This is a genomic window from Ancylobacter defluvii (assembly GCF_018390605.1).
GTDB classification, from domain to species: Bacteria; Pseudomonadota; Alphaproteobacteria; order Rhizobiales; family Xanthobacteraceae; genus Ancylobacter; species Ancylobacter defluvii.
This window is the reverse complement of the sequence record NZ_JAHBGD010000012.1, coordinates 234,818-254,444: the sequence shown is the minus strand read 5'-3', so window position 1 is coordinate 254,444 and position 19,627 is coordinate 234,818. Positions and strand designations below refer to the sequence as shown.

The window sequence follows — 19,627 nt, the reverse complement described above, 5'->3', positions numbered from 1 at the left end:
CCTAGCCTTTGCGCCGGGGTGCCGGCCGCTTGCAGACGCGGTCCAGCACGATGGCAAGCACGACGATGGCGAGCCCAGCCTCGAAGCCCATGGCGATGTTGACCGAGTTCAATGCCCGCACCACCGGCTTGCCGAGGCCGTCGGCACCGACCAGGGCGGCGATCACCACCATGGACAGGCTCAGCATGATGCATTGGGTTATGCCGGCCATGATGGTTGGCAGCGCATAGGGCAACTCGATCTTGAACAGCATCTGCATGCGGGTGGCGCCGAAGGCCTTGCCGGCCTCGGTGAGATTGGCGGGTACCGAGGAAATGCCGAGATGGGTGAGGCGGATCGGTGCGGGAATGGCGAAGATCACCGTCGAGATCAGTCCCGGCACCACGCCGAGGCCGAACAGCACCAGCGTCGGAATCAGGTAGACGAAGGTGGGGATGGTCTGCATCAGGTCGAGCACCGGATGGAGCGCCGCATAGAGCCAAGGCCGGTGGGCGGCGGCGATACCGATCGGCACTCCCGCTACCACGCAGACCAGCGTGGCGCACAGCACCAGCGACAGCGTCTCCATCGTCGCCTGCCAGTAGCCGAGATTGGCGACCAGCAGCAGCGCGCCGACGATGAACACCACAAGCCCGACCGAGCGGTGCACCAGCCAGGCGGCCAGCGCGAACAGGGCGATCAGCAGCAGCGGCGGCACGAAAAGCAGTGCGCTGGTAAGGGCAGCGATCAGCGCTCCCAGCACCAGGGAGATGAAGTCGAACACGCTCTGTCCATGCTCGGTGAGCAGGTCGACGGCGTTCTTCAGCCACAAGCCGAGCGGGATCTTGTGCGCGGTCAGCCAGTCATAGATGGGCCAGTCAAACATGGACGTTCTCCATGGACGCACCTCGAGCGCGCTCCGACGCTTGAGCGTCGTGGCCGGTCCGCGGGCAACAGGCCTCCTCCGGTGGATGCCGAGAAGGCCTGTCGTGCTGCGTCAGACGATCTCAGAGTCCGAGGCTCTTCTTCACCGCTGGCACGGCCGGCTGGCCGTCGATGGTGGTCACGCCGGCGAGCCACGGCTCCCAGATGGTGGGATTGTCCTTCAGCCACTTCTTGGCTGCGGCGCCGGGCTCGACGGCGTCGAACAGGATGTAACCCATCACCACATTCTCGTCGCCGAGCGAGAACTTCAGGTTCTTGATCAGCGCGCCGACATTCGGGCAGTCGGTGACATAGCCGGCGCGGGTGTTGGTGTAGACGGTGGCGCCGCCATAGTTCGGGCCGAAAACCTCGTCGCCGCCCTCAAGATATTTCAGTGGGAACTTCGAGTTCATCGGGTGCGGCTCCCAGCCGAGGAAGACCACCGCTTCCTTGCGCTTGCTGGCACGCTCCACCTGCGCCAGCATGCCCTGTTCGCTGGATTCGACGAGATCGAAGCCCTTCAGGCCGAACTTGTCGTCCTTGATCATGTCGAGGATCAGCCGGTTGCCGTCATTGCCCGGCTCGATGCCGTAGATCTTGCCGCCGAGCTTGTCCTTGAACTTGGCGATATCGGCGAAGGATTTCAGGCCTTCGTCATAGAGATAGGACGGGACGGCGAGCGTATATTTGGCGCCTTCGAGATTGACGCCGATGACCTCGACGGTCTTGTCGTCGCGATAGGGCTTGAGGTCGGCTTCCATGGTCGGCATCCAGTTGCCGAGGAAGACATCGATGTCCTTGGTCTGCATCGATTTGTAGGTGACCGGCACCGACAGCACCTGCGTCTTCGGCGTATAGCCGAGCGCTTCCAGCAGGGCGGAGGTGATGGCGGTGGTCGCGGTGATGTCGGTCCAGCCGACATCGGCGAATTTGACCGTCTTGCAGGCGGCCGGTTCGGCAGCCTGCGCGCCCTGCCAGGCGGTGGGAGTGGCAAGGACAGTCAGGCCGAGAAGCATGGTGGCAATGGTGGAGAGGCTGCGCATCGTTCGCTGTTCCCGTTATGTCAAGGAACTGGCCGGTAGCCCGCCGCTTAACGGGATCCGCGCGTGGAAGACGACGCGCGGGCGGCATGCTCGACGGTCCAGCGTCTTGCTTCCGGCAGTCTAGCCGGAAGGAGAGGTCTATGCATCCCGGCCGCTTGCGGCTCTTTTGAATGACAATTCAATAACGATTTCGCGCTTTTGTCATGCGTAATTTTTCGACGCTGAAAACCTGTCGATGATTGCTATTTCGGCAAGGGGTGTTCCAGCCTTCCCTTCCGTCGTCGAGCGGCCCTTCGGCGGAGCTCAAGAGGTTCGACATCGTCTGTCGGCTCAGTTATTGTATCATTGATCAATAGCATGTCGGATGGAGGCCGCCTCATGGACAATTCTGCCCGCCAGGATGAAGCCGCCGTCACCGGTGGGCGGCGGCGCGAAAGCGAGGAGGTCCGCCGCCAGCAGCTTATCGAGGCGACGATCGATTCGCTTGCCGAGATTGGCTTCAACGCATCGACGCTGGCGCAGATCGCCGGTCGCGCCGGCGTCTCCCCCGGACTGGTTGCGCATTATTTCGGCGACAAGGACGGGTTGCTGGAGGCGACGCTGCGCTTTCTCGCCGCGCGGGTGGCGCGTGGAACCGCCTGGCGCCTCGCCGCCGCCGCATCGCCGCGCGAGCGGGTCGAGGCGGTGATCGAGGCCAACCTGGCGCCGGAGGAATTCGGCAAGCCGAGCAGCAGCGTCTGGCTCGCCTTCTGGGGACAGGCCTTGCATTCCGAACGCCTGCGACGGGTGCAGAAGGTCTACCAGTCGCGCATGCGTTCCAATCTGCGCCACGCGCTGCGCCCGCTTGTACGCGAGGAGGAGGCTGACCGTGCCGCCATCGCGGTGGCGGCGATCATCGATGGCCTTTGGCTGCGCTCGACGCTGTCGGCCACGGGCGAGACCGATTCCACCTCGGCGCGCGCGATCGCCACCGCCTTCGTCGATGCGCAGATCGCCGCCGCACCGCGGAACTCCGTCGTCGGTGCGCCCGCCATTTTGCGCTCGAGGCATTTCGAGACCGTCAATCCGGCGACAGGCGAGGTGCTCGCGGAGATCGCGATCGACGGTGAAGCGGAGATCGAGGCGGCTGTCGCGGCCGCCCGCAAGGGTCAGAAGCTCTGGGCGGTGATGACCGGCGCCGAGCGCGGGCGCGTTCTCAAGCGGGTCGCCGACATTCTGCGCAGCCGCAACGACGAACTAGCCCGGCTGGAAACGCTCGATACCGGCAAGCCGATCCAGGAGACCAGCGTTGTCGACGTGCTCTCCGGCGCTGACTGCATCGACTATTATGCCGGCCTCGCCGCGACCCTCGCCGGGGAACATGTCGATCTCGGTCCCGGCGCCTTCGGCTATACCCGCCGGGAGCCGCTGGGCGTCGTTGCCGGCATCGGCGCCTGGAACTACCCGTTGCAGATCGCCTGCTGGAAGTCGGCGCCGGCGCTCGCCTGCGGCAATGCGATGATCTTCAAGCCGGCGGAACTGACCCCGCTCACCGCGGTGAAGCTCGCCGAGATCATGCGCGAGGCCGGCGTGCCGGACGGCGTGTTCCAGGTGGTGCAGGGCTTCGCCGATACCGGGCGACTGCTCACACGTCATCCGAATATCGCCAAGGTATCGCTCACTGGCGAGGTCGGCACGGGCAAGAAGGTGATGGCGGATGCCAGCGCCACGCTGAAGCAGGTGACGCTGGAACTCGGCGGCAAGTCACCGCTGATCGTGTTCGAGGATACCGATCTCGACGATGCGGTCTCCGGCGCGCTGCTCGCCAATTTCTATTCCGCCGGTGAGGTCTGTTCCAACGGTACCCGCGTCTTCGTGCATGAGAGCGTGCGGTCGGCGTTTCTTGAGAAGCTGGTCGCGCGTGTCGAGAAGATGGTGGTCGGCGACCCGCTCGACCCGGCGACGCAGGTCGGGGCGCTGATCTCGCAGCCGCATATGGAGAAGGTGCTCTCCTATATCGCCCGGGGGCGGGCGGGTGGAGCGAAGCTGCTCACGGGAGGCTACCGAGTAACGGAAGGTGGTCTCGACCGCGGCTGCTTCGTCGCGCCGACAGTGTTCGACGGCTGTCACGACGACATGGCCATTGTCCGCGAGGAGATCTTCGGCCCGGTGATGGCGGTGCTCTCCTTCGAAGACGAGGCGGAGGTGGTCTCGCGCGCCAACGACACAAGGTTCGGCCTCGCCGCAGGGGTGTTTACCCGCGATCTCGCCCGCGCCCACCGGGTGATCGCGCGGCTGGAGGCCGGCACCTGCTGGATCAACCATTACAACGTCACCCCGATCGAACTGCCCTTCGGCGGCGTCAAACAGTCCGGGCTGGGGCGCGAGAACGGCAAGGCGGCGATCGAGCACTACACGCAGCTGAAAAGTGTCTACGTCAATCTCGGTTCGGTCGAGGCGCCTTACTGATGACCGGCGCCGGCGCGAAGTTCGACCAGGAGTTCGATTACGTCATCGTCGGCGCCGGCTCGGCGGGTTGCGTGCTGGCCGAGCGACTGACCGCCAGCGGCGAGAACCGGGTGCTGGTGCTGGAGTTCGGTGGCTCCGACCGCTCGATCTTCATCCAGATGCCCAGCGCGCTGTCCATTCCGATGAATATGCCGCGCTATAGCTGGATGTATGAGAGCGAACCCGAGCCGGGTCTCGGCGGGCGGCGCCTGCATTGCCCGCGCGGCAAGGTGCTGGGCGGCTCTTCCTCGATCAACGGCCTCGTCTACGTCCGCGGCAATCCCGCCGATTTCGACGGTTGGCAGGAGCAGGGCGCGCAGGGCTGGTCCTATGCCGACGTGCTGCCCTATTTTCGCCGGGCCGAGAGCCGGCAGGAGGGCGGTGACGCATATCGCGGCGGCGATGGGCCGCTTTCCACCCGCTATGGCTCGCTTGCCAACCCGCTGCATCATGCCTTCCTCGAAGCGGCGCGGCAGGCGGGTTACCCGGCCAGCGACGACGTCAACGGATACGCCCAGGAAGGCTTCGGGCGCATGGACATGACGGTGAAGGACGGCGTGCGCTGGTCTGCCGCCAACGCCTATCTGCGTCCGGCGATGAAGCGGGACAATCTCAAGGTCGAGACGCATGCGCGGGTGACGCAGGTGGTATTCGAGGGGCGCCGGGCGGTCGGCGTCGCCTATGAGCGCGGCGGCGTGCGCCGGCAGGTGCGGGCGACGCGCGAGGTGATCCTCGCTGGTGGACCGATCAACTCGCCGCAGCTGCTCAAGCTGTCCGGCGTGGGGCCGGCGGCGGAACTGCGCGGCTTCGGCATCGATATGGTCGCAGACCGGCCGGGGGTGGGCGAAAATCTGCAGGACCATCTCGAATTCTATTTCCAGGTCGCCTGCAAACAGCCGATCACCCTTTATTCGTCCATGGGCTTGGTGGCCCGCGCGGGCATAGGCTTGCGCTGGCTGCTGCGGAGGGATGGACTCGGCGCCACCAACCATTTCGAGAGCTGTGGCTTCATCCGGTCGCGGCCGGGCGTGGCCTCTCCCGACATCCAGTATCACTTCCTGCCGCTGGCCGTGACCTATGACGGTCAGGGCCTCGCTTCCGAGCATGGTTTTCAGGCCCATGTCGGGCCGATGCGCTCAAAGAGCCGTGGCTGGGTGCGGCTGCGCTCGGCCGATCCCGCCGACAAGCCGCGGCTCTTCTTCAACTATATGAGCCATCCCGACGACTGGACGGAAATGCGGGCCTGCGTGCGGCTCACGCGCGAGATCTTTGCCCAGAAGGCGTTCGATCGCTATCGCGGTCGCGAGATCCAGCCGGGGGCCGATGTGGTGGACGATGAGGCCATCGACGGCTTCATCCGCGACAAGGTGGAGAGCGCCTATCACCCCTCCTGCACCTGCAAGATGGGCGCGCTCGCCGATCCGCTGGCGGTGGTCGATCCGCAGGCGCGGGTGATCGGTGTCGAGGGGCTGAGGGTGGTGGATTCGTCCATCATGCCCTCCGTGACCACCGGCAACCTCAACGCGCCGACCATCATGCTGGCGGAGAAGGCGGCCGACCATATTCTCGGCCGGCCGGCGCTGGCGCCGTCCAACGCGCCCTATTACCGTGCCGCGAACTGGCAGCATGCTCAGCGCTGAGGCTTAGCCGCGCTCTGCCGGTTTGAGCACCCCAATAGCACGCAGATGATCGAGGATCGCGCGGGCGGCCGCCTCGGGGGGGGGAGCGACCATCACCTGCCCGCCGGGTCCGGTCGCCTGGGTCGCCGCCTTCAGCCGCTCGGCGGCACCGGCACCTGCGGCAGCGGAGGCGATGAGGCGAGGACGGGGGCGGTAGGGGCGCTCCGCGACCGGTGGACCCTCGATCCGGGCCGGGAGGCCGGGCGTCTCGACCACCTGGCCTTTCCGCGCTACGCCAAGGGCGAAGCTTGCCGCCGCCGGTGCGGCTGGATGCACGGTGATCACCGCAGGCAGCCGCATCCGCCAGCGGCGGCGGGCGCCCTTGGGCAAGGCCTGGATCACCTCCAGCACGCCGTCCGCGACGGCGAGAGACACGGCGTCGGCGACGATGGGCCAGCCGAGCGCCTCGGCAAGGCAGTAGGGCAACAGGCCCGTCTGCGCGCCCGCACCGGCCCGAGGTCCGGCGAGGACAAGGTCGGGAGGGGCGGTGCCGATGGCGGCGACGAGGCTCGGCAGCGGATCGTCCCCGGCCGTGAGCTGCCGATGTTCCAGCCGGGTGAGGCCGTGGCCGAGGGCTCCGCGCGCGGCCTCGGCATCCGGCCCGGCATGCAGGCCGTTCACCTCGTCGGCGAGGGTGTGTGCGAGTGCCACGGCCTGAAGCTCGGTCGCCGCCGGCGCCGGGCGACCGGAGACCGGATGGCGGGCGTCGGAGAGCAGCACCAGCGCCTTCATTCCTGCGCCTCCGCTCGTAGGGCTACGAGCAGCGCCGACATCACCGGGTGGGCGTCGGCGATGATGGCCAGACCGGCGCGCTCGACCATGGCGGCATGCAGGTCGGTGTTGACAGCCACCACATGCTCGCAACGGGCGACGCCCTGCAGGTGCTGCGGTGCGCCGGATATGCCGAGGGCGAAATAGCAGGCCGCCTCCAGCACCGTGCCCGACGCCCCGACCTGCGCGGCGCGCGGCATCAGCCCGGCATCGCAGACCATGCGGCTGGCGCCCGGCGTGGCGCCAAGCGCACGCGCGAGTGCGCGGAACAGATCGAAATCGGCGATGCCGCTGCCGGCGGATATCACGAAGTCCGCTTCCGCCAGGGACAGGGCGTCGGCGGCGACCGGCAGGTCCTCGACCGAGAGGATGGCACCATGGCCGCCTGACGGGAAAACGTCCGGTGCCGGTATTTCGCGCGCTTCGTGTGCCGGTCCGGCATGAGGCGAATGCGCGTCCGGAGCGAGCGTCATCAGGCCCGGCGGTGCCATCCGCTGCTCGATCCGGCGATTGGCGGCCGCGCGGGTGACGAGTTTGCCGGTGAGGTTTTCGGCGCCGGTGAACAGTTCCTCGCCGGTCCTTGCCACCAGGCGCCGCGCGAGATCGCCCCCCTTCGCGCTTTCGGGAAACAGCACATGGCGGGGGTGGAGGGCCGAGAGCGCAGTGGCGAGGGCGATGGCGCGAGCCGAGGGATCCTCGCTCCCGCCTCCGGCCATGGTGATCACCCGATCGGCACCGGCGAGGCCGAGCCCGTCGACGGTGCCGAAAGCGAGTACCAGCGTGGCGCCGCCGGCCACATCGGCCAAATCACGGGCGGCGCCGAGAAGCTGACGGTCGAGCGGCGTGAGACGGCCGCCCGGTGCATCGGGCACCACGGCGACCAAGAAAGCGGGCTCCTCGACAATGCGGATCGTCGGAGCGGCCTTGGGGAGCGGTTCCACCGGCGAGGGGATGACGGGGATGATGGACCGGCTCGTGCGGTCGAGGCGCAGGCGTTGCAGTCCCGGTACGCGAGCCGCCTCGATCTCCCGGCGTGGGTCGCGCCGGAGACGCCCCGAGGCTGGCGGGGCCTCAAGACCCCAGCGCGGACGCCCGCCGTCGGTCAGGCGGTGGGTCGCGCGCTCCTCGCGCGGATCGCGGCGGAGCCGGCTCATCGTCCGGCCCCTTGCGAGGCAGGGGCCGCTTCGACGGCGGCGAGCACCAGTTCGGCGAGATCGCGCACCTGTGCGACATCGCCGGTGACGCCTTCCAGCATGGCGGCGCATTGCGGGCAGGCGACCGCCACCGTGGCGGCGCCCGTCGCCCGCGCCTGCGCCATGCGGATGTCGGGAATGCGGCGGTCGCCGGCAATGTCGCTCACCGGCGCGCCACCGCCGCCGCCGCAGCACATGGCGCGCTTGCCATGGCGTTCCATCTCCACCCGCTCCAGCCCCAGCCGGTCGAGCAGGCGGCGCGGGGCCTCGGTCTCGCCATTGTAGCGGCCGAGATAACAGGGGTCGTGATAGGTGAGCCGTCCATCCGGCATGGCGACGAGATTGAGCCGCCCCTCGGCCGTCAGTTCGTCGAGGAAGGCGCTGTGATGGATCAACTCATAGTGCCCGCCAAAGGCCGGGTACTCGTTGCGCAGCACATGCAGCGCATGCGGGTCGGCGGTGAGGATGCGGCGGAACGCATAGCGGGACAGTGTTGCGATATTGGCGCGGGCGAGGTCGGCGAAGGTCGCCTCGTCGCCGAGCCGGCGGGCGAGATCGCCGCAATCGCGCTCCTCCGCTCCCAGCACCGCATAGTCGATGCTGGCCCGACGCAGCAGCTCCACCAGCGCGCGCAGCGTGCGGCCGTGGCGCAGCTCATAGGCGCCGGCGCCGAGCCAGAGCAGCACGTCGCAGCTTCCCTTGTCGGCGATCAGCGGCAGCGGCAGGCCGGCGGCGAAGTCGGTGCGGGCGGAAAGCGGGCGCCCACCGGGCTCCTCGGCATAGCGCGACTCGCTGAGCGTGGGAATCGCGCCGGCCGGCACGGCGGCAAGCTCCATGGTCTGGAAGCGCCGGAGATCGACGATGGCATCGACATGCTCGATCATCATCGGGCATTCCTCGACGCAGGCGCGGCAGGTGGTGCAGGACCAGATCGTGTCCGGGTGAATCAGCGCGCCGGCACCGACGATGGGCAGGTCCGGCCCGCCTATGCCGGCAACCGGCCGGGCATTGGGATACGGGCTGCCGGCATAGGCGGGCGGGCCGGACTTGAAGGCGCCGGCAAGGTCCTGGATCAGCCTCTTCGGGTTCAGCGGCTGGCCGGCGGCGAAGGCCGGGCAGGCGACCTCGCAACGCCCGCACTGGATGCAGGCATCGAAGCCCAGCAACTGGTTCCATGCGAAATCGGCGGGCGTTGCCACGCCGAGGCGCGGCGCCTCGAGATCGGCGGGCATGAGCGCCGTCGCCCTCTCGCCTTCGAAACGACCAGGCCGGGGATGGGCGGCAAGATGCAGCGCGCCGGCAAAGGCGTGGCGCATCGGTCCGCCGGCCAGCTGGCGAACTAGGCCGAAGCCGCCGATCGCCGCCATGGCCAGTCCCAGCCAGCCGAGAGGAGCCAGCGGGTCGCCGAGCGTTGCAGCGAGGGCCACCAGCAGCGCGCCGCCGCCATAGGCCACCAGCAGAAGCGGCAGTCGCTGGAAGGTGCCGCCGGAGAGCCGGGCGGGGCGGCGCGGGTAGCGTCGCCGGGCCACCATTGCGCCGCCCACGAGGGCGAGGAGGAAGGCGAGCGCCGTCGTGATCCAGAACAGGCGGGAGGCACCGAGCGGAGGAACCAGCCCCAGCAATGCCAGCGTCGAGCCGGCCAGCAACCCGCCGGCGGCGAGCGCATGCATGCGTGCCGCATGAGGATCGCGTGCGACGACATGGTGGACATCGACCAGATAGCGCCGGGGAACGGCGAGGAGGCCTGCCATCCAGTCGACCCCTGTTCCCCGGTCGACCCTCGCCGCCCGGCCGATTCGCCAGCGCAACGCCGCCCGTGCCGCCACGACCGCCGCACAGGCGGCGAGCAGGGCGACCAGCAGGCCGAGGCCGAAGGCGGGGTCGGAGGCAGCGGTCATGGGCTTCCGTCACATGCCATGGATGACGCGGCCGGCGGCGGCGTCACGGGTCGGTCTTACAGATCCTTGCACAGGCGCAGCGCATCATAGATCGCGGCGTGGATGTTGCGGCCGGTCCAGGCATCGCCGATGCGATAGAGCGCGTAGCCGTCCTCGCCGGTCCAGCGCTGCGGCCGACCCGCCACCAATGCGTCGAGGTCGGTTTCTCCGTCATTCACCGAGCCGGCCCGCAGGCTAGCAAACAGCCCCTCGACCGGCAGCGTGCCGTAATCGACCACCACATGGTCGACGACACGCTCCTCTTCGGCAGCCGTCATGGTGTTGCGCAAAGCGGCGACGAGCCGGTTTCCCTCCGGATAGATCTCGATCAGCTCCATGTTCGGGGTGAGGATCACCCCGGCCTTGTAGAGCTCGCGCAGATGGATCGGCTTGTTGGTGGTGCCGACCTCCTGCCCGATCTGCAGATCATGCGTCGCCATCTCGACCAGGCAGCCCTTGCGGGCCAGCACCTCGGCGGTGGAGGCGGCGTTGTGGCCGCCGATCTCGTCATAGAGCAGCACGCTGCCGGAGGGCTCGATGCGGCCGGCCAGCACGTCCCAGGTGGTGACCGCCCGCTCGGCGCCCTTGGCGAAGCCGGTATGGGCGAGGCCGCCAGTGGCGAGGATGACCACTTCCGGCTGCTCGGCGAGGATCATCGCCTCGGTCGCCTCGGTGCCGAGCCGGATGTCGACGCCCTTCTTCGAGACCTGCGCGGCGAGCCAGCGCGGGATGCCGGACAGCGCCTCGCGCCAGGTGGCACGGGCGGCGAGGTTGATCTGGCCGCCTGGCCTGTCGTCCTTTTCGAACAGCACCACGCGGTGGCCGCGCTCGGCGCTTACCCGCGCCGCCTCCAGCCCGGCCGGGCCGGCGCCGACCACCACCACCTTGCGGCTTCTGTCCGCCTTGGCGATGACATGCGGCATCGTGGCTTCGCGGCCGGTGGCGGCGTTCTGGATGCACAGGGCGTCGCCGCCGACATAGATGCGGTCGATGCAATAGCCGGCACCCACACACTGACGGATATCGTCGTCGCGGCCCTCGATCAGCTTGCGCATCAGATGCGGGTCGGCGATGTGGGCGCGGGTCATCGCCACCATGTCGACATGGCCTTCCGCCACCGCGCGGGCGCCGGTGGCGAGATCGGTGACGCGCTGGGCATGGAACACCGGCACTTCGACCTCGCGCTTGATGGCGCTGGGCAGGAACAGGAACGGCGCCACCGGGAAGGACATGTTGGGCAGCGAGATGGCGTGGCTCATCTCGTCGCGGGCCTGACCGCCCATCACATTGATGAAATCGACGAGGCCATCCTTCGCATAGGTGGCGGCGATCTCCAGGCAGTCCTGCTGCGACAGCCCGTCCTCGAGCATCTCGTCGCCGGACATGCGGATGCCGATGACATAGTCGCCGCCGGTGGCCTCGCGCATCGCCTCCAGCACCTCGCGGCCGAAGCGCATGCGGTTCTCCAGGCTGCCGCCATATTCATCGGTGCGCTGGTTCACCGAGGGCGACCAGAACTGGTCGACGAGATGGCCGTGAGCGGCGGAGATTTCGCAGCCGTCGAGGCCGCCTTCCTTGCAGCGCCGCGCCGCCTCGGCAAAGGCTCGCACCACGCGGCGAATGTCGTTCTTGTCCATGGCGCGCGGAATGGTGCGCGAGGCCGGCTCGCGCCGCGCCGAGGCGGAGATGGTCGGCAGCCAGTGCTCGGTGTCCCACTTGGTGCGTCGGCCCATATGGGTGAGCTGGATCATCAGCTTGGCGCCATGGGCATGCACCCGCTCGGCGAATTGCTGGAAATAGGGAATGACACTGTCGTCGGCGACGGAGATCTGCGCCCAGGGAGTGGCCGGGCTGTCGAGCGCCACCGAAGAGGAGCCGCCGAACATGGTGAGCCCGATGCCGCCTTTGGCCTTCTCCGCGTGATAGAGCTGATAGCGCTCCTGCGGCTTGCCATCCTTGCCGTAGCCGGGGGCGTGCGAGGTCGACATCACCCGGTTGCGGATGGTCAACCCCTTGATCGTCAAGGGTTTCAGCAGAGCTTCGGCATGCGGGATCATGTGACGGCGCGCGCTCCTCAGCACCGGTCCATCGGCGTGGATCGTGCCACGATAGGTCGCGTTCGCCTATGCCGGACAGAAGATTTTCGCCATGCCGCCGGAAGCGTTGCGACGGCGGTATTACGGAGCCTCTCGCCGAGGCGTGCGGCGTGTCTCAGCGGATCAGCCGGCGGAAGGCCGAAGGGCCGACAAGGGCGAGGATCAGCAGCGCCAGCGGCACGCAGAAGACGAAGCCGATATATTTGAAGCCCAGCGCCCCGATGACGCCGCCGGCGAAGAACAGCAGCACGAACATCGCCAGCAGCCTCAGCTTCTCGCGGTCGGCATAGATCAGCGATGCGCCGGCGCGGCGGCGGCGATGATGGTTCATATAGAATAGTTTGCCGAGCTCGATGCCGAGATCGGTGACGACGCCTGTCATGTGAGTGGTACGGATCTTGGCGCCGGACAGCTTGGTCACGGTGGCGTTTTGCAGGCCCATGATGAAGCAGAGCACCGCCACATCCGCGATCAGCGCCACCGGCGAGACCTGGGCGAAGCTGCCGAGAATGCCGAAGGCAAGAAGAAGAAAAGCTTCCAATATCAAAGGGATGGCGTATTCGCGCCCGGCATGGTGCAACCGTGCCCAGTTCACCAGCACCGCCGAGGTGGCGGCGCCGAGGATGAAGGGCAACAGGGCGCCGATGCCGGCGACGACGAGACCGGAGGCGCCGATCACCGCGTTGTCGGCCATGGCGGAGATGATGCCGGACATGTGCGAGGTGTATTGCCCGACCGCGAGCAGGCCGCCGGCATTGGTGGCGCCGGCGACGAAGGTCATGGCGAGACCGAGCCGGGCATCGGCGAGCGGCGTGCGCTCGGCGGCCAGCATGCCGATGGCGAAATGCGAATAGCGTCGCGCCAGCCGGGGCTGGTCGGTGGAGGTATCAGGCGCGGTCATCAGCGATCAGCGCGGCGATGGCCGCGTCCAACAGAAACGGGAACGCCGGCGGAAAACCCACCTCATCTGCACTTAATCCCTTTGCCCGCCCCACGCCATAGGGAGTGCGCCGAGATCGGCGGCGGCCCGCTCCGCGCGCGGCGGCCGGCCGAAGCGCCGTGCATAGGCGGTGGAGAAATGCGCCGCCGAGCGAAAGCCGCAGGCGAGGCCGATATCGGTGACCGGCCGTGTCGATAAACGCAGCAATTCGCGAGCGCGATCAAGGCGCAAGCCGAGATGATAGGCGGTAGGCGTCACATCGAGATGCTGGCGGAACAGCCGTTCGAGCTGGCGCGGAGAAACCTCGATGCGGCGGGAAATGGCGGCGATACCCGGGGGATTCTCCAGTGTCGCCTGCATGAGGCGCACGGCGCGGGCGAGGGTGGGGTCGGGCAAAGCGGGGCGCGGGCGGGCAGAAGGGCGGCGGGCCGGTGTGCCGGGCTCGAGGATGAACTGTTCCGCCACCCGATCGGCGAGGTCGCGGCCGCAGCGGGCGGCGATCAGTGCCAGCATCATGCGCATCGGGGCGACGCCGCCGGTGCATGTGAGACGATCGCCATCAATGGAAAAAGGCGCCTCTATGAAGTCAACGTGCTGGAATTCCTCACGAATTGCCGCGAGATTCTCCCAGTGGATGGCGCAGCGCCGATGGTCGAGCAGGCCGGCTTCGGCGAGCACGAAGCTGCCGGTGCACAGGGCGCCGAGCGCGGTGCCGCGCCGGGCGTGACGCCGCAACGCATCGATGACGGCCGGCGAGGCGGCGTGACGGATGTCGATGCCGCCGCACACCAGCAGCAGATCGAGCGCCCTCGCTTCTGCCAGCGGGCGCGCCGGAGCGAGGGTCAGGCCGTTGCTGGCCTCCACCGCCACGGCCTCGGGCGTCAGGACCGACCAGGAATAAACATTTGATTCAGATACATAATTCGTCATGCGCAGCGCTTCGAGCGCATTGACGGTCGCCACCATGGAATGGTTCGGCAGGGTGAGAAACCCTACCGAGGCGATGCTGGCGAGATCGAAGACCGGGCGCATGCGGCCGCCTCCTGAACGATGCCCTTGAACGATGCCCTTGGGTGGGCTGCTGTCAAAATTCCCATTCCTCGACATGAGGAGGCAAGAAAGCCGCCGCAAAAAAGTCCCGACAGGTGCGATCAATAGGGGGGCGGGGTTTTATCGTCGCGTGGGATATTGCCATGTCATTGTCTTTCTTTGGTTTTAAGGGCTGGGTGCGTCGTGCGGCGCTGCCGTTCGGCTTCGCCCTGGCGGTGACGGCCGGCAGCACGGTACTGATGCGAACGGCGATTTCGACCGTCGATACCCCGGCTGCCCAGCCGGTGGCGCGGGTCATCCTGCCACCGCCGGCCGAGCCGGCGCCCGCCGCGCGTGGCGGCCATCCGGCACCGATTTATGTCCGCGCCATCGAACCCGGTACGGTCTACGCGCCGCCATCTGCGGAAAAAACAGCGTCAAATCATAAGGTTGACGATAATTCGCGGCAAACGGCAGCCGCTGCCCTGCCGCAGGGCGTGGAGCGCTTCGACCGCTGTGCCGAGGCCTGCGACAGCCGGGATCCGCTGATCGAGCGCACCAACTACACCGATGCCACGGCTCCGGCACCGGCTTACCAGGTGGTGGAGACGCCGGCCTCCCAGGAGAGCAACTCATTGTTTTCGCTTCCGAAATGGGAAGACGGCATGGAGATGATCGACCGGGCGCGCGCCGCGGCGGTGTCGGCGGGTTCCGAGGCTGTCGGGACCATGAAGAAGGCCGTCGAAGGTGCCTCCGATTTCGCCACCGGCCTGGTGCGGCCGGGATCGGCGTCGGTGCAGTGAGGTGTATGATCGGACCGATTTTAGCGGTCCGATCGGCCTTTTCGTGCAGTGACGCCGATCGGCGCGCCGGTCAGCGATCCACCACCAGGTCGGAGGTCGGCCTGGAGCAGCACAGCAGCGCCATGCCGGCATCGATTTCGCGCTGGCGGATGCCGCCGCCATGCTTCATGTCGACGGTGCCCGACACCAGCTTCGACTTGCAGGTGCCGCACAGCCCCTTCGAGCAGGAGGAGGGCAGGCGCACCCCGTTCCGGCGAGCGGCATCGAGCACGAACATGTCGGAGCGGCACTCGATGCTGCGATTCTGCTTGGCGAAGGTGACGGTGTAGGTCGCGACCTCCGGCTCCGCCGCCTTGGCGGCCGCCTCCGCCTCGATCACCTCGGCGGCCACGTCCGGCTCGGCCGCCGCCAGCTCGGCGAAATCGAAGCTCTCCTCGTGATGGCGGGCCATGTCGAAGCCGGCGGTCTTCAGCATCTCCCGCACGGCCGCCATGAAGGGCGAGGGGCCGCAAACGAAGATCTCGCGCTGCTTGTAGTCCGGGGCGATGTGGTTGAGCAGGCCGAGATTGAGCCGGCCGCGCAGGCCATGCCACGGCTCGAACGGGCTATCGGCCTCGCAGATGGGGGCGAAGCGGAAATGGCCGGGCTGGTTGCGGGCCATCAGCTCCAGCTCGGCGCGGAAGACGATGTCCACCGGCGAGCGGGCGGCATGGACGAAGACGAGGTAGCGCGGCTCGGCGAGATCGTGGAAGGTCCGCGCCATCGACATCAGCGGGGTGATGCCGGAGCCGCCGGACAGGAACAGATATTTGGGCGTCGCGCCCGGCGTGCCCTGCATCAGGCAGGAGAAATCCCCCATCGGCCCGACGGCGCGGATCACCGAGCCGACCTTGATATGGTCGTGCAGGAAGTTCGACACCGGCCCGCCCGGCACCCGCTTCACGGTGATGGACAGGGTGTGCGGCCGGGTGGGGGCGGAGGCGATGGTGTAGCAGCGGTTTATGGTCTCGCCGCCGATCTCCAGCTCCAGCGTCAGGAACTGGCCGGGGGCGTAGCGGAAGACGCAAGGGCTGCGCGGGGCGAGCACGAAGGTCTTCACATCCGGGGTCTCGTCGCGGATGGCGCGCACGATGAGGGCGTCGTCAGCCTCCGGGTTCCATTCGGGGAGCGAGGGGGCGAACCGCGCAGCGGCGGGGTCGGGCGAGGGGATGGATGTCGGGGCGTTCATCGGCTGCGGGATCCTCGCTCGGCGGATTTCAGATGTAGCCCCTCTCCCCACCGGGGGAGGGATGGGGTGAGGGGGCTTCGACGCTTCCCGATGGTGCCGCCCCTCACCGACCCGCTTCGCGGGCCACCTCTCCCCAACGGGGAGAGGGAAAGCAAGGTGCCGGCTCTGACATGAGGACGGCGGGTCCTCGCCGCAGCGGACGACCTCTCCCCGGTGGGAGAGCGGGAGTGAGAACCGTAGGGCTCAGCCGTCTCACCGCCCGATATGGTCGGCCATGCGGCCGATGTACCAGTTGCAGAACTTGTCCACGAGCATCTCGGTGTGCGGCGAATAGGGGCCGGGCTCATAGGCCGGCGAGCGCGCGCCCTCCTGGCAATAGCCGACCAGCGTCGAATCCTGGTCGTTGGTGGCGTCCCACACCGCGACGAGGTTCTCGACGTCGTAATCGACGCCTTCCACCGCGTCCTTGTGCACCAGCCATTTGGTGCGCAGGAGCGAGCGCTCGGCGTCGAGCGGCAGCACCGAGAACACCACCGCATGGTCGGACATGAAATGGTGCCACGAATTCGGCTGGGTCCAGAAATGCAGCGCGCCGTGCCGGGGATCGTTGATCTTGCCGAGCAGCTTCCTGCAGGCGGCCTTGGTGTCGCCGGTGTGGCTCTCGCCGTCGCCGGCCAGCGGCAGGCGCTCGGTGCGGAAGCCGGTGATCATGTCGTCGAGATGCTCCATCATCGTCGAGGGGAAGCCGCAGCTCTCCCATTCGCGATGCGAGGAGGTGATGAGCTGGGCGTAATCCTCGGCCTCCTTGAGACCGTGCTCGTCGAGCTCTTCCGGCGCGAAGCCGAAGCCATAGGCGAACAAGGGCACGGTGAGCTCGGGATGGTTGCCCGCGCAATGATAGCACTCGCGGTTGTTCTCCATGGTGAGCTTCCAGTTGCCGGGCTCGATGATGTCCTTCTCGAAGGCCACCTTGGCGTTCTTCAGGTCATGCGGGGCGAGATAGGGCGCCATCTTCGCCGCCATCACGTCGAAATCCGCCGGCGGGTCGTCGCTGAGGCAGATGAAGATCAGCCCTTCCAGCGAGCGCACATGCACGGGCTTCAGGCCGTGGCAGGACGGATCGAAATCGCCGCCCATATGCTCGGCGAACAGCAGCTTGCCGTCGAGGCCGTAGGTCCAGGAATGGTAGCGGCAGACGAGGTTGCCGACCGTGGTCTTGTAATCCAGCACCAGCCGGGCGCCACGATGGCGGCACACATTGTGGAAGGCGCAGACATTCATGTCGTCGTCGCGGGCGATGATCACCGAGGCGGTGCCGATCTCGATGGTCATGGCATCGCCGGGCTCGGGAATGTCCGGCTCGACGCCGACGAAGATCCAGTGATGGCCGAAAATCACATTGAGATCGGCCTTGAAGATCTCCGGGCTGGTGTAGAAGGGAGCCTCGAGGCTGTGGCCGGGCTTGCGCCGGCGCAGCAGGGCTTTCAGCGGCGTATCGGTGGAATCGAGCATCGCAACTCTCCCTCGTCCTCGGCAGAACGCGCATGGCTTCCCGTTTGCCCGGCGCCGGCACCCGACCGCGCAGCCTGGCGCGGCAGCTGCCGTCGGATTGGAATTGTTCGACGGAGCGCGGCTGCTGACTTTCACATTTGCGACGGCTATTTTCCTTTAAGCGACATTCGCGGGGATGATGATGAGCAAGGCGGTATTTTGGGCAGGCGCAGAGGATGCCGCAGGACGGATCGCCCTGGGATGGCGCGCCGCAGGGCGGGCCGGCGCATGAACACGCCGCTGGAATCCTGGCTGTTCTGGGCGGTGCTTTCGGCGGGCTTCGCCGCGCTCACCGCCATCTTCGGCAAGATCGGGGTGGAGAATGTCGGCGCCGACTTCGCCACCTTCATCCGCACGCTGGTGATCCTCGCCGCCATCAGCCTGATCCTCACCGCCTCGGGTGGCTGGCAGGCGATCACGTCGATCTCGCCGCGCTCGGGGCTGTTCCTGGTGCTGTCCGGGCTGGCGACCGGGCTGAGCTGGGTATGCTATTTCCGCGCGCTCAGGATCGGCGACGCCGCGCGGGTGGCGCCGGTGGACAAGCTCTCGGTGGTGCTGGTGGCGGTGTTCGGGGTGATCTTCCTCGGCGAGAAGCTCTCCGGGCCGAACTGGCTCGGCGTGGCGCTGATCGCCGGCGGGGCGGTGCTGGTCGCCTATAAGGGCTGAGCGCGACCGGCCTTCGGTTGGGCCCCCTATGAGGGCTCAGCCGCGCCGGTGCGACGGGCGGCGCGCCATTCCGACGGGCTCATGCCGGCGAGGCGGCGGAATTCGCGGTTGAAGTTCGACTTGGTGAGGAAGCCGGCCTCCAGCATCACCCGCGTCACCGGCAACTCGGTCCCGGCCAGTAGGCGCTGCGCCTCGGCGACCCGCAGACCGTTCACATAATGCGACACGCTCATGGCGTGGATGCGGTTGATCGCCTCCGACAGCCGCCGCGCCGGCAGCGACAGCCGGCGGGCGAGGCGGCCGAGATCGAGGTCGACATCGGTGTAGAGCCGGCGCTCGGCCATCAATGCGTCGAGGCGGGCGAGGACGGCCAGGTCCTCGTCGCGCAGGGCGGGCTCGCCGGGTGCGTCCGGCGCCGGGGGAGCGGCGAGCGGGGGCGGCGTGACCGGCGCCTCGTGGATGGCGTCCCCCTCGACGGGAGCGCGCGGGACGGGAGCCGGCGGCGCGGCGGGACTGGCGCCGGCATCGGCGGCGGCGGCGGCGGCGCCGAGCGCCAGCAGCGTCACCATGTTGAACAGCGCGATGATCAGCGGCGTGTGGCGCCCGCCGCTCCAGTCGAGATCGAAGGAGATCACCACGTCCACCATCGCCGACCCGACCAGCGCCGCGGCGGTGAAGACCAGCGCGCGATAGGAGCGCAGCGCGCCATCGAGCCGCGAGGAGACGAGCCCGTCCGGCCCGCGCCGGGCGAGCCAGAACAGCGCGGCGCCATAGGTAAGGAACAGCGCCACCACCACCGGCCCGACCGGCGAGGGCCGGAACAGCACCAGCCCGGCCACGGCGAGCGGCGGAACGAGGAGATGCGGCCACAGCAAGGCGGGCCGCGCGCCGGCCTCCGGCGCGGCGGTGGTGAGGCTGCGGAAGGCGAGGAAGGCCAGCGGGGCGATGAGGCTGGCCACCACCACCTGGAGCGGCAGCACGGCGCGGATGTCATAGCCCCAGCGCAGGCCGATCAGCACCGATTGCAGCGCATAGGCGGCGATGAGCGCCAGGAACAGGCGGTGATGCCGGCCGTCCTCCTCGCCGCGCCGCAGCAGGCGCATCGCCAGCAGAACCAGCAGAAGGGCGACGACGAAGGGCAGGGGAACGAAGATCATCGGAGATTTGGCACAGGCGGGCGGGGCGCGGTGACGCGGTTGTGGCCCGGATCGCGTCTCAGGTCGACCTGAAACGCGATCGAGGTCGCGGCCGCGAGGGGCGGACGCCAGGGTGCGGCATCGCAAAACCGCAAGGATGCTCCG

At 68.0% G+C, this 19,627-nt stretch carries 15 protein-coding genes; 4 read left to right on the top strand and 11 right to left on the bottom strand.

Features of this window, described 5'->3' with window-relative positions:
• Position 1 precedes the first annotated feature (1 nt).
• Together choW and KHC24_RS09020 are read right to left on the bottom strand one after the other, a co-directional pair.
• On the bottom strand, positions 2-865 hold the full coding sequence (gene choW / locus KHC24_RS09025; RefSeq protein ID WP_213362877.1) for a choline ABC transporter permease subunit: 864 nt from the start codon (positions 863-865) through the stop codon (positions 2-4).
• Positions 866-986: 121 nt separating this feature from the next.
• Positions 987-1,946, bottom strand: coding sequence for a choline ABC transporter substrate-binding protein (locus KHC24_RS09020; RefSeq protein WP_213362876.1), 960 nt, complete (start codon positions 1,944-1,946; stop codon positions 987-989).
• Between the two features lie 378 nt (positions 1,947-2,324).
• Here KHC24_RS09020 and betB point away from each other — a divergent pair, with 378 nt between their 5' ends.
• Together betB and betA are read left to right on the top strand one after the other, a co-directional pair.
• Complete coding sequence (gene betB / locus KHC24_RS09015) at positions 2,325-4,394, top strand: betaine-aldehyde dehydrogenase (protein ID WP_213362875.1); 2,070 nt, start codon at positions 2,325-2,327, stop codon at positions 4,392-4,394.
• Positions 4,394-6,073 (top strand): choline dehydrogenase, encoded by a 1,680-nt coding sequence (gene betA / locus KHC24_RS09010; protein WP_213362874.1) that lies wholly within the window; start codon positions 4,394-4,396, stop codon positions 6,071-6,073. The genes betB and betA overlap by 1 nt, the downstream gene beginning before the upstream one ends.
• Before the next feature lie 3 nt (positions 6,074-6,076).
• Here the strand turns inward: betA and KHC24_RS09005 are convergent, their stop codons facing one another.
• From KHC24_RS09005 to KHC24_RS08980, 6 genes are all read right to left on the bottom strand, one after another.
• The gene (locus tag KHC24_RS09005; protein ID WP_213362863.1) at positions 6,077-6,844 is read right to left on the bottom strand and encodes an electron transfer flavoprotein subunit beta; all 768 of its coding nucleotides are present in this window, start codon (positions 6,842-6,844) and stop codon (positions 6,077-6,079) included.
• Positions 6,841-8,037: an electron transfer flavoprotein subunit alpha/FixB family protein gene (locus KHC24_RS09000; RefSeq protein ID WP_213362861.1), complete on the bottom strand. Its 1,197-nt coding sequence runs from the start codon at positions 8,035-8,037 to the stop codon at positions 6,841-6,843. The genes KHC24_RS09005 and KHC24_RS09000 overlap by 4 nt, the downstream gene beginning before the upstream one ends.
• On the bottom strand, positions 8,034-9,974 hold the full coding sequence (locus tag KHC24_RS08995) for a DUF3483 domain-containing protein (RefSeq protein ID WP_213362859.1): 1,941 nt from the start codon (positions 9,972-9,974) through the stop codon (positions 8,034-8,036). The genes KHC24_RS09000 and KHC24_RS08995 overlap by 4 nt, the downstream gene beginning before the upstream one ends.
• Positions 9,975-10,030: 56 nt before the next feature.
• Positions 10,031-12,070 (bottom strand): NADH:flavin oxidoreductase, encoded by a 2,040-nt coding sequence (locus KHC24_RS08990; protein WP_213362858.1) that lies wholly within the window; start codon positions 12,068-12,070, stop codon positions 10,031-10,033.
• Positions 12,071-12,224: 154 nt separating this feature from the next.
• Complete coding sequence (locus KHC24_RS08985; RefSeq protein WP_213362850.1) at positions 12,225-13,010, bottom strand: YoaK family protein; 786 nt, start codon at positions 13,008-13,010, stop codon at positions 12,225-12,227.
• Positions 13,011-13,082: 72 nt separating this feature from the next.
• Entirely contained in the window at positions 13,083-14,081 is a 999-nt protein-coding gene (locus KHC24_RS08980) for a GlxA family transcriptional regulator (protein WP_213362838.1), read from the bottom strand.
• Between the two features lie 113 nt (positions 14,082-14,194).
• Here KHC24_RS08980 and KHC24_RS08975 point away from each other — a divergent pair, with 113 nt between their 5' ends.
• Positions 14,195-14,881 (top strand): hypothetical protein, encoded by a 687-nt coding sequence (locus KHC24_RS08975; RefSeq protein WP_213362837.1) that lies wholly within the window; start codon positions 14,195-14,197, stop codon positions 14,879-14,881.
• Between the two features lie 70 nt (positions 14,882-14,951).
• Here KHC24_RS08975 and KHC24_RS08970 read toward each other — a convergent pair whose 3' ends face one another.
• A complete protein-coding gene (locus KHC24_RS08970) occupies positions 14,952-16,109 on the bottom strand; it encodes an FAD-binding oxidoreductase (protein WP_213362836.1) in 1,158 nt (385 codons plus the stop codon).
• 252 nt (positions 16,110-16,361) lie between these two features.
• On the bottom strand, positions 16,362-17,621 hold the full coding sequence (locus KHC24_RS08965; protein WP_213362835.1) for an aromatic ring-hydroxylating oxygenase subunit alpha: 1,260 nt from the start codon (positions 17,619-17,621) through the stop codon (positions 16,362-16,364).
• Positions 17,622-17,888: 267 nt separating this feature from the next.
• On the opposite strand from KHC24_RS08965, the gene KHC24_RS08960 reads away from it, so the two are divergent.
• Positions 17,889-18,326 carry an EamA family transporter gene (locus KHC24_RS08960; protein WP_213362834.1) on the top strand — a complete coding sequence of 146 codons (438 nt, stop codon included), beginning with the start codon at positions 17,889-17,891 and terminating at the stop codon, positions 18,324-18,326.
• Positions 18,327-18,352: 26 nt separating this feature from the next.
• Here the strand turns inward: KHC24_RS08960 and KHC24_RS08955 are convergent, their stop codons facing one another.
• Positions 18,353-19,483 (bottom strand): AraC family transcriptional regulator, encoded by a 1,131-nt coding sequence (locus tag KHC24_RS08955; RefSeq protein ID WP_213362833.1) that lies wholly within the window; start codon positions 19,481-19,483, stop codon positions 18,353-18,355.
• Positions 19,484-19,627 lie beyond the last annotated feature (144 nt).

Coding starts and splice junctions, on each gene's coding strand:
- choW (WP_213362877.1), bottom strand. CDS start 865: ATGTTTGACTGGCCCATCTATGACTGGCTGACCGCGCACAAGATCCCG.
- KHC24_RS09020 (WP_213362876.1), bottom strand. CDS start 1,946: ATGCGCAGCCTCTCCACCATTGCCACCATGCTTCTCGGCCTGACTGTC.
- betB (WP_213362875.1), top strand. CDS start 2,325: ATGGACAATTCTGCCCGCCAGGATGAAGCCGCCGTCACCGGTGGGCGG.
- betA (WP_213362874.1), top strand. CDS start 4,394: ATGACCGGCGCCGGCGCGAAGTTCGACCAGGAGTTCGATTACGTCATC.
- KHC24_RS09005 (WP_213362863.1), bottom strand. CDS start 6,844: ATGAAGGCGCTGGTGCTGCTCTCCGACGCCCGCCATCCGGTCTCCGGT.
- KHC24_RS09000 (WP_213362861.1), bottom strand. CDS start 8,037: ATGAGCCGGCTCCGCCGCGATCCGCGCGAGGAGCGCGCGACCCACCGC.
- KHC24_RS08995 (WP_213362859.1), bottom strand. CDS start 9,974: ATGACCGCTGCCTCCGACCCCGCCTTCGGCCTCGGCCTGCTGGTCGCC.
- KHC24_RS08990 (WP_213362858.1), bottom strand. CDS start 12,070: ATGATCCCGCATGCCGAAGCTCTGCTGAAACCCTTGACGATCAAGGGG.
- KHC24_RS08985 (WP_213362850.1), bottom strand. CDS start 13,010: ATGACCGCGCCTGATACCTCCACCGACCAGCCCCGGCTGGCGCGACGC.
- KHC24_RS08980 (WP_213362838.1), bottom strand. CDS start 14,081: ATGCGCCCGGTCTTCGATCTCGCCAGCATCGCCTCGGTAGGGTTTCTC.
- KHC24_RS08970 (WP_213362836.1), bottom strand. CDS start 16,109: ATGAACGCCCCGACATCCATCCCCTCGCCCGACCCCGCCGCTGCGCGG.
- KHC24_RS08965 (WP_213362835.1), bottom strand. CDS start 17,621: ATGCTCGATTCCACCGATACGCCGCTGAAAGCCCTGCTGCGCCGGCGC.
- KHC24_RS08960 (WP_213362834.1), top strand. CDS start 17,889: ATGAACACGCCGCTGGAATCCTGGCTGTTCTGGGCGGTGCTTTCGGCG.
- KHC24_RS08955 (WP_213362833.1), bottom strand. CDS start 19,483: ATGATCTTCGTTCCCCTGCCCTTCGTCGTCGCCCTTCTGCTGGTTCTG.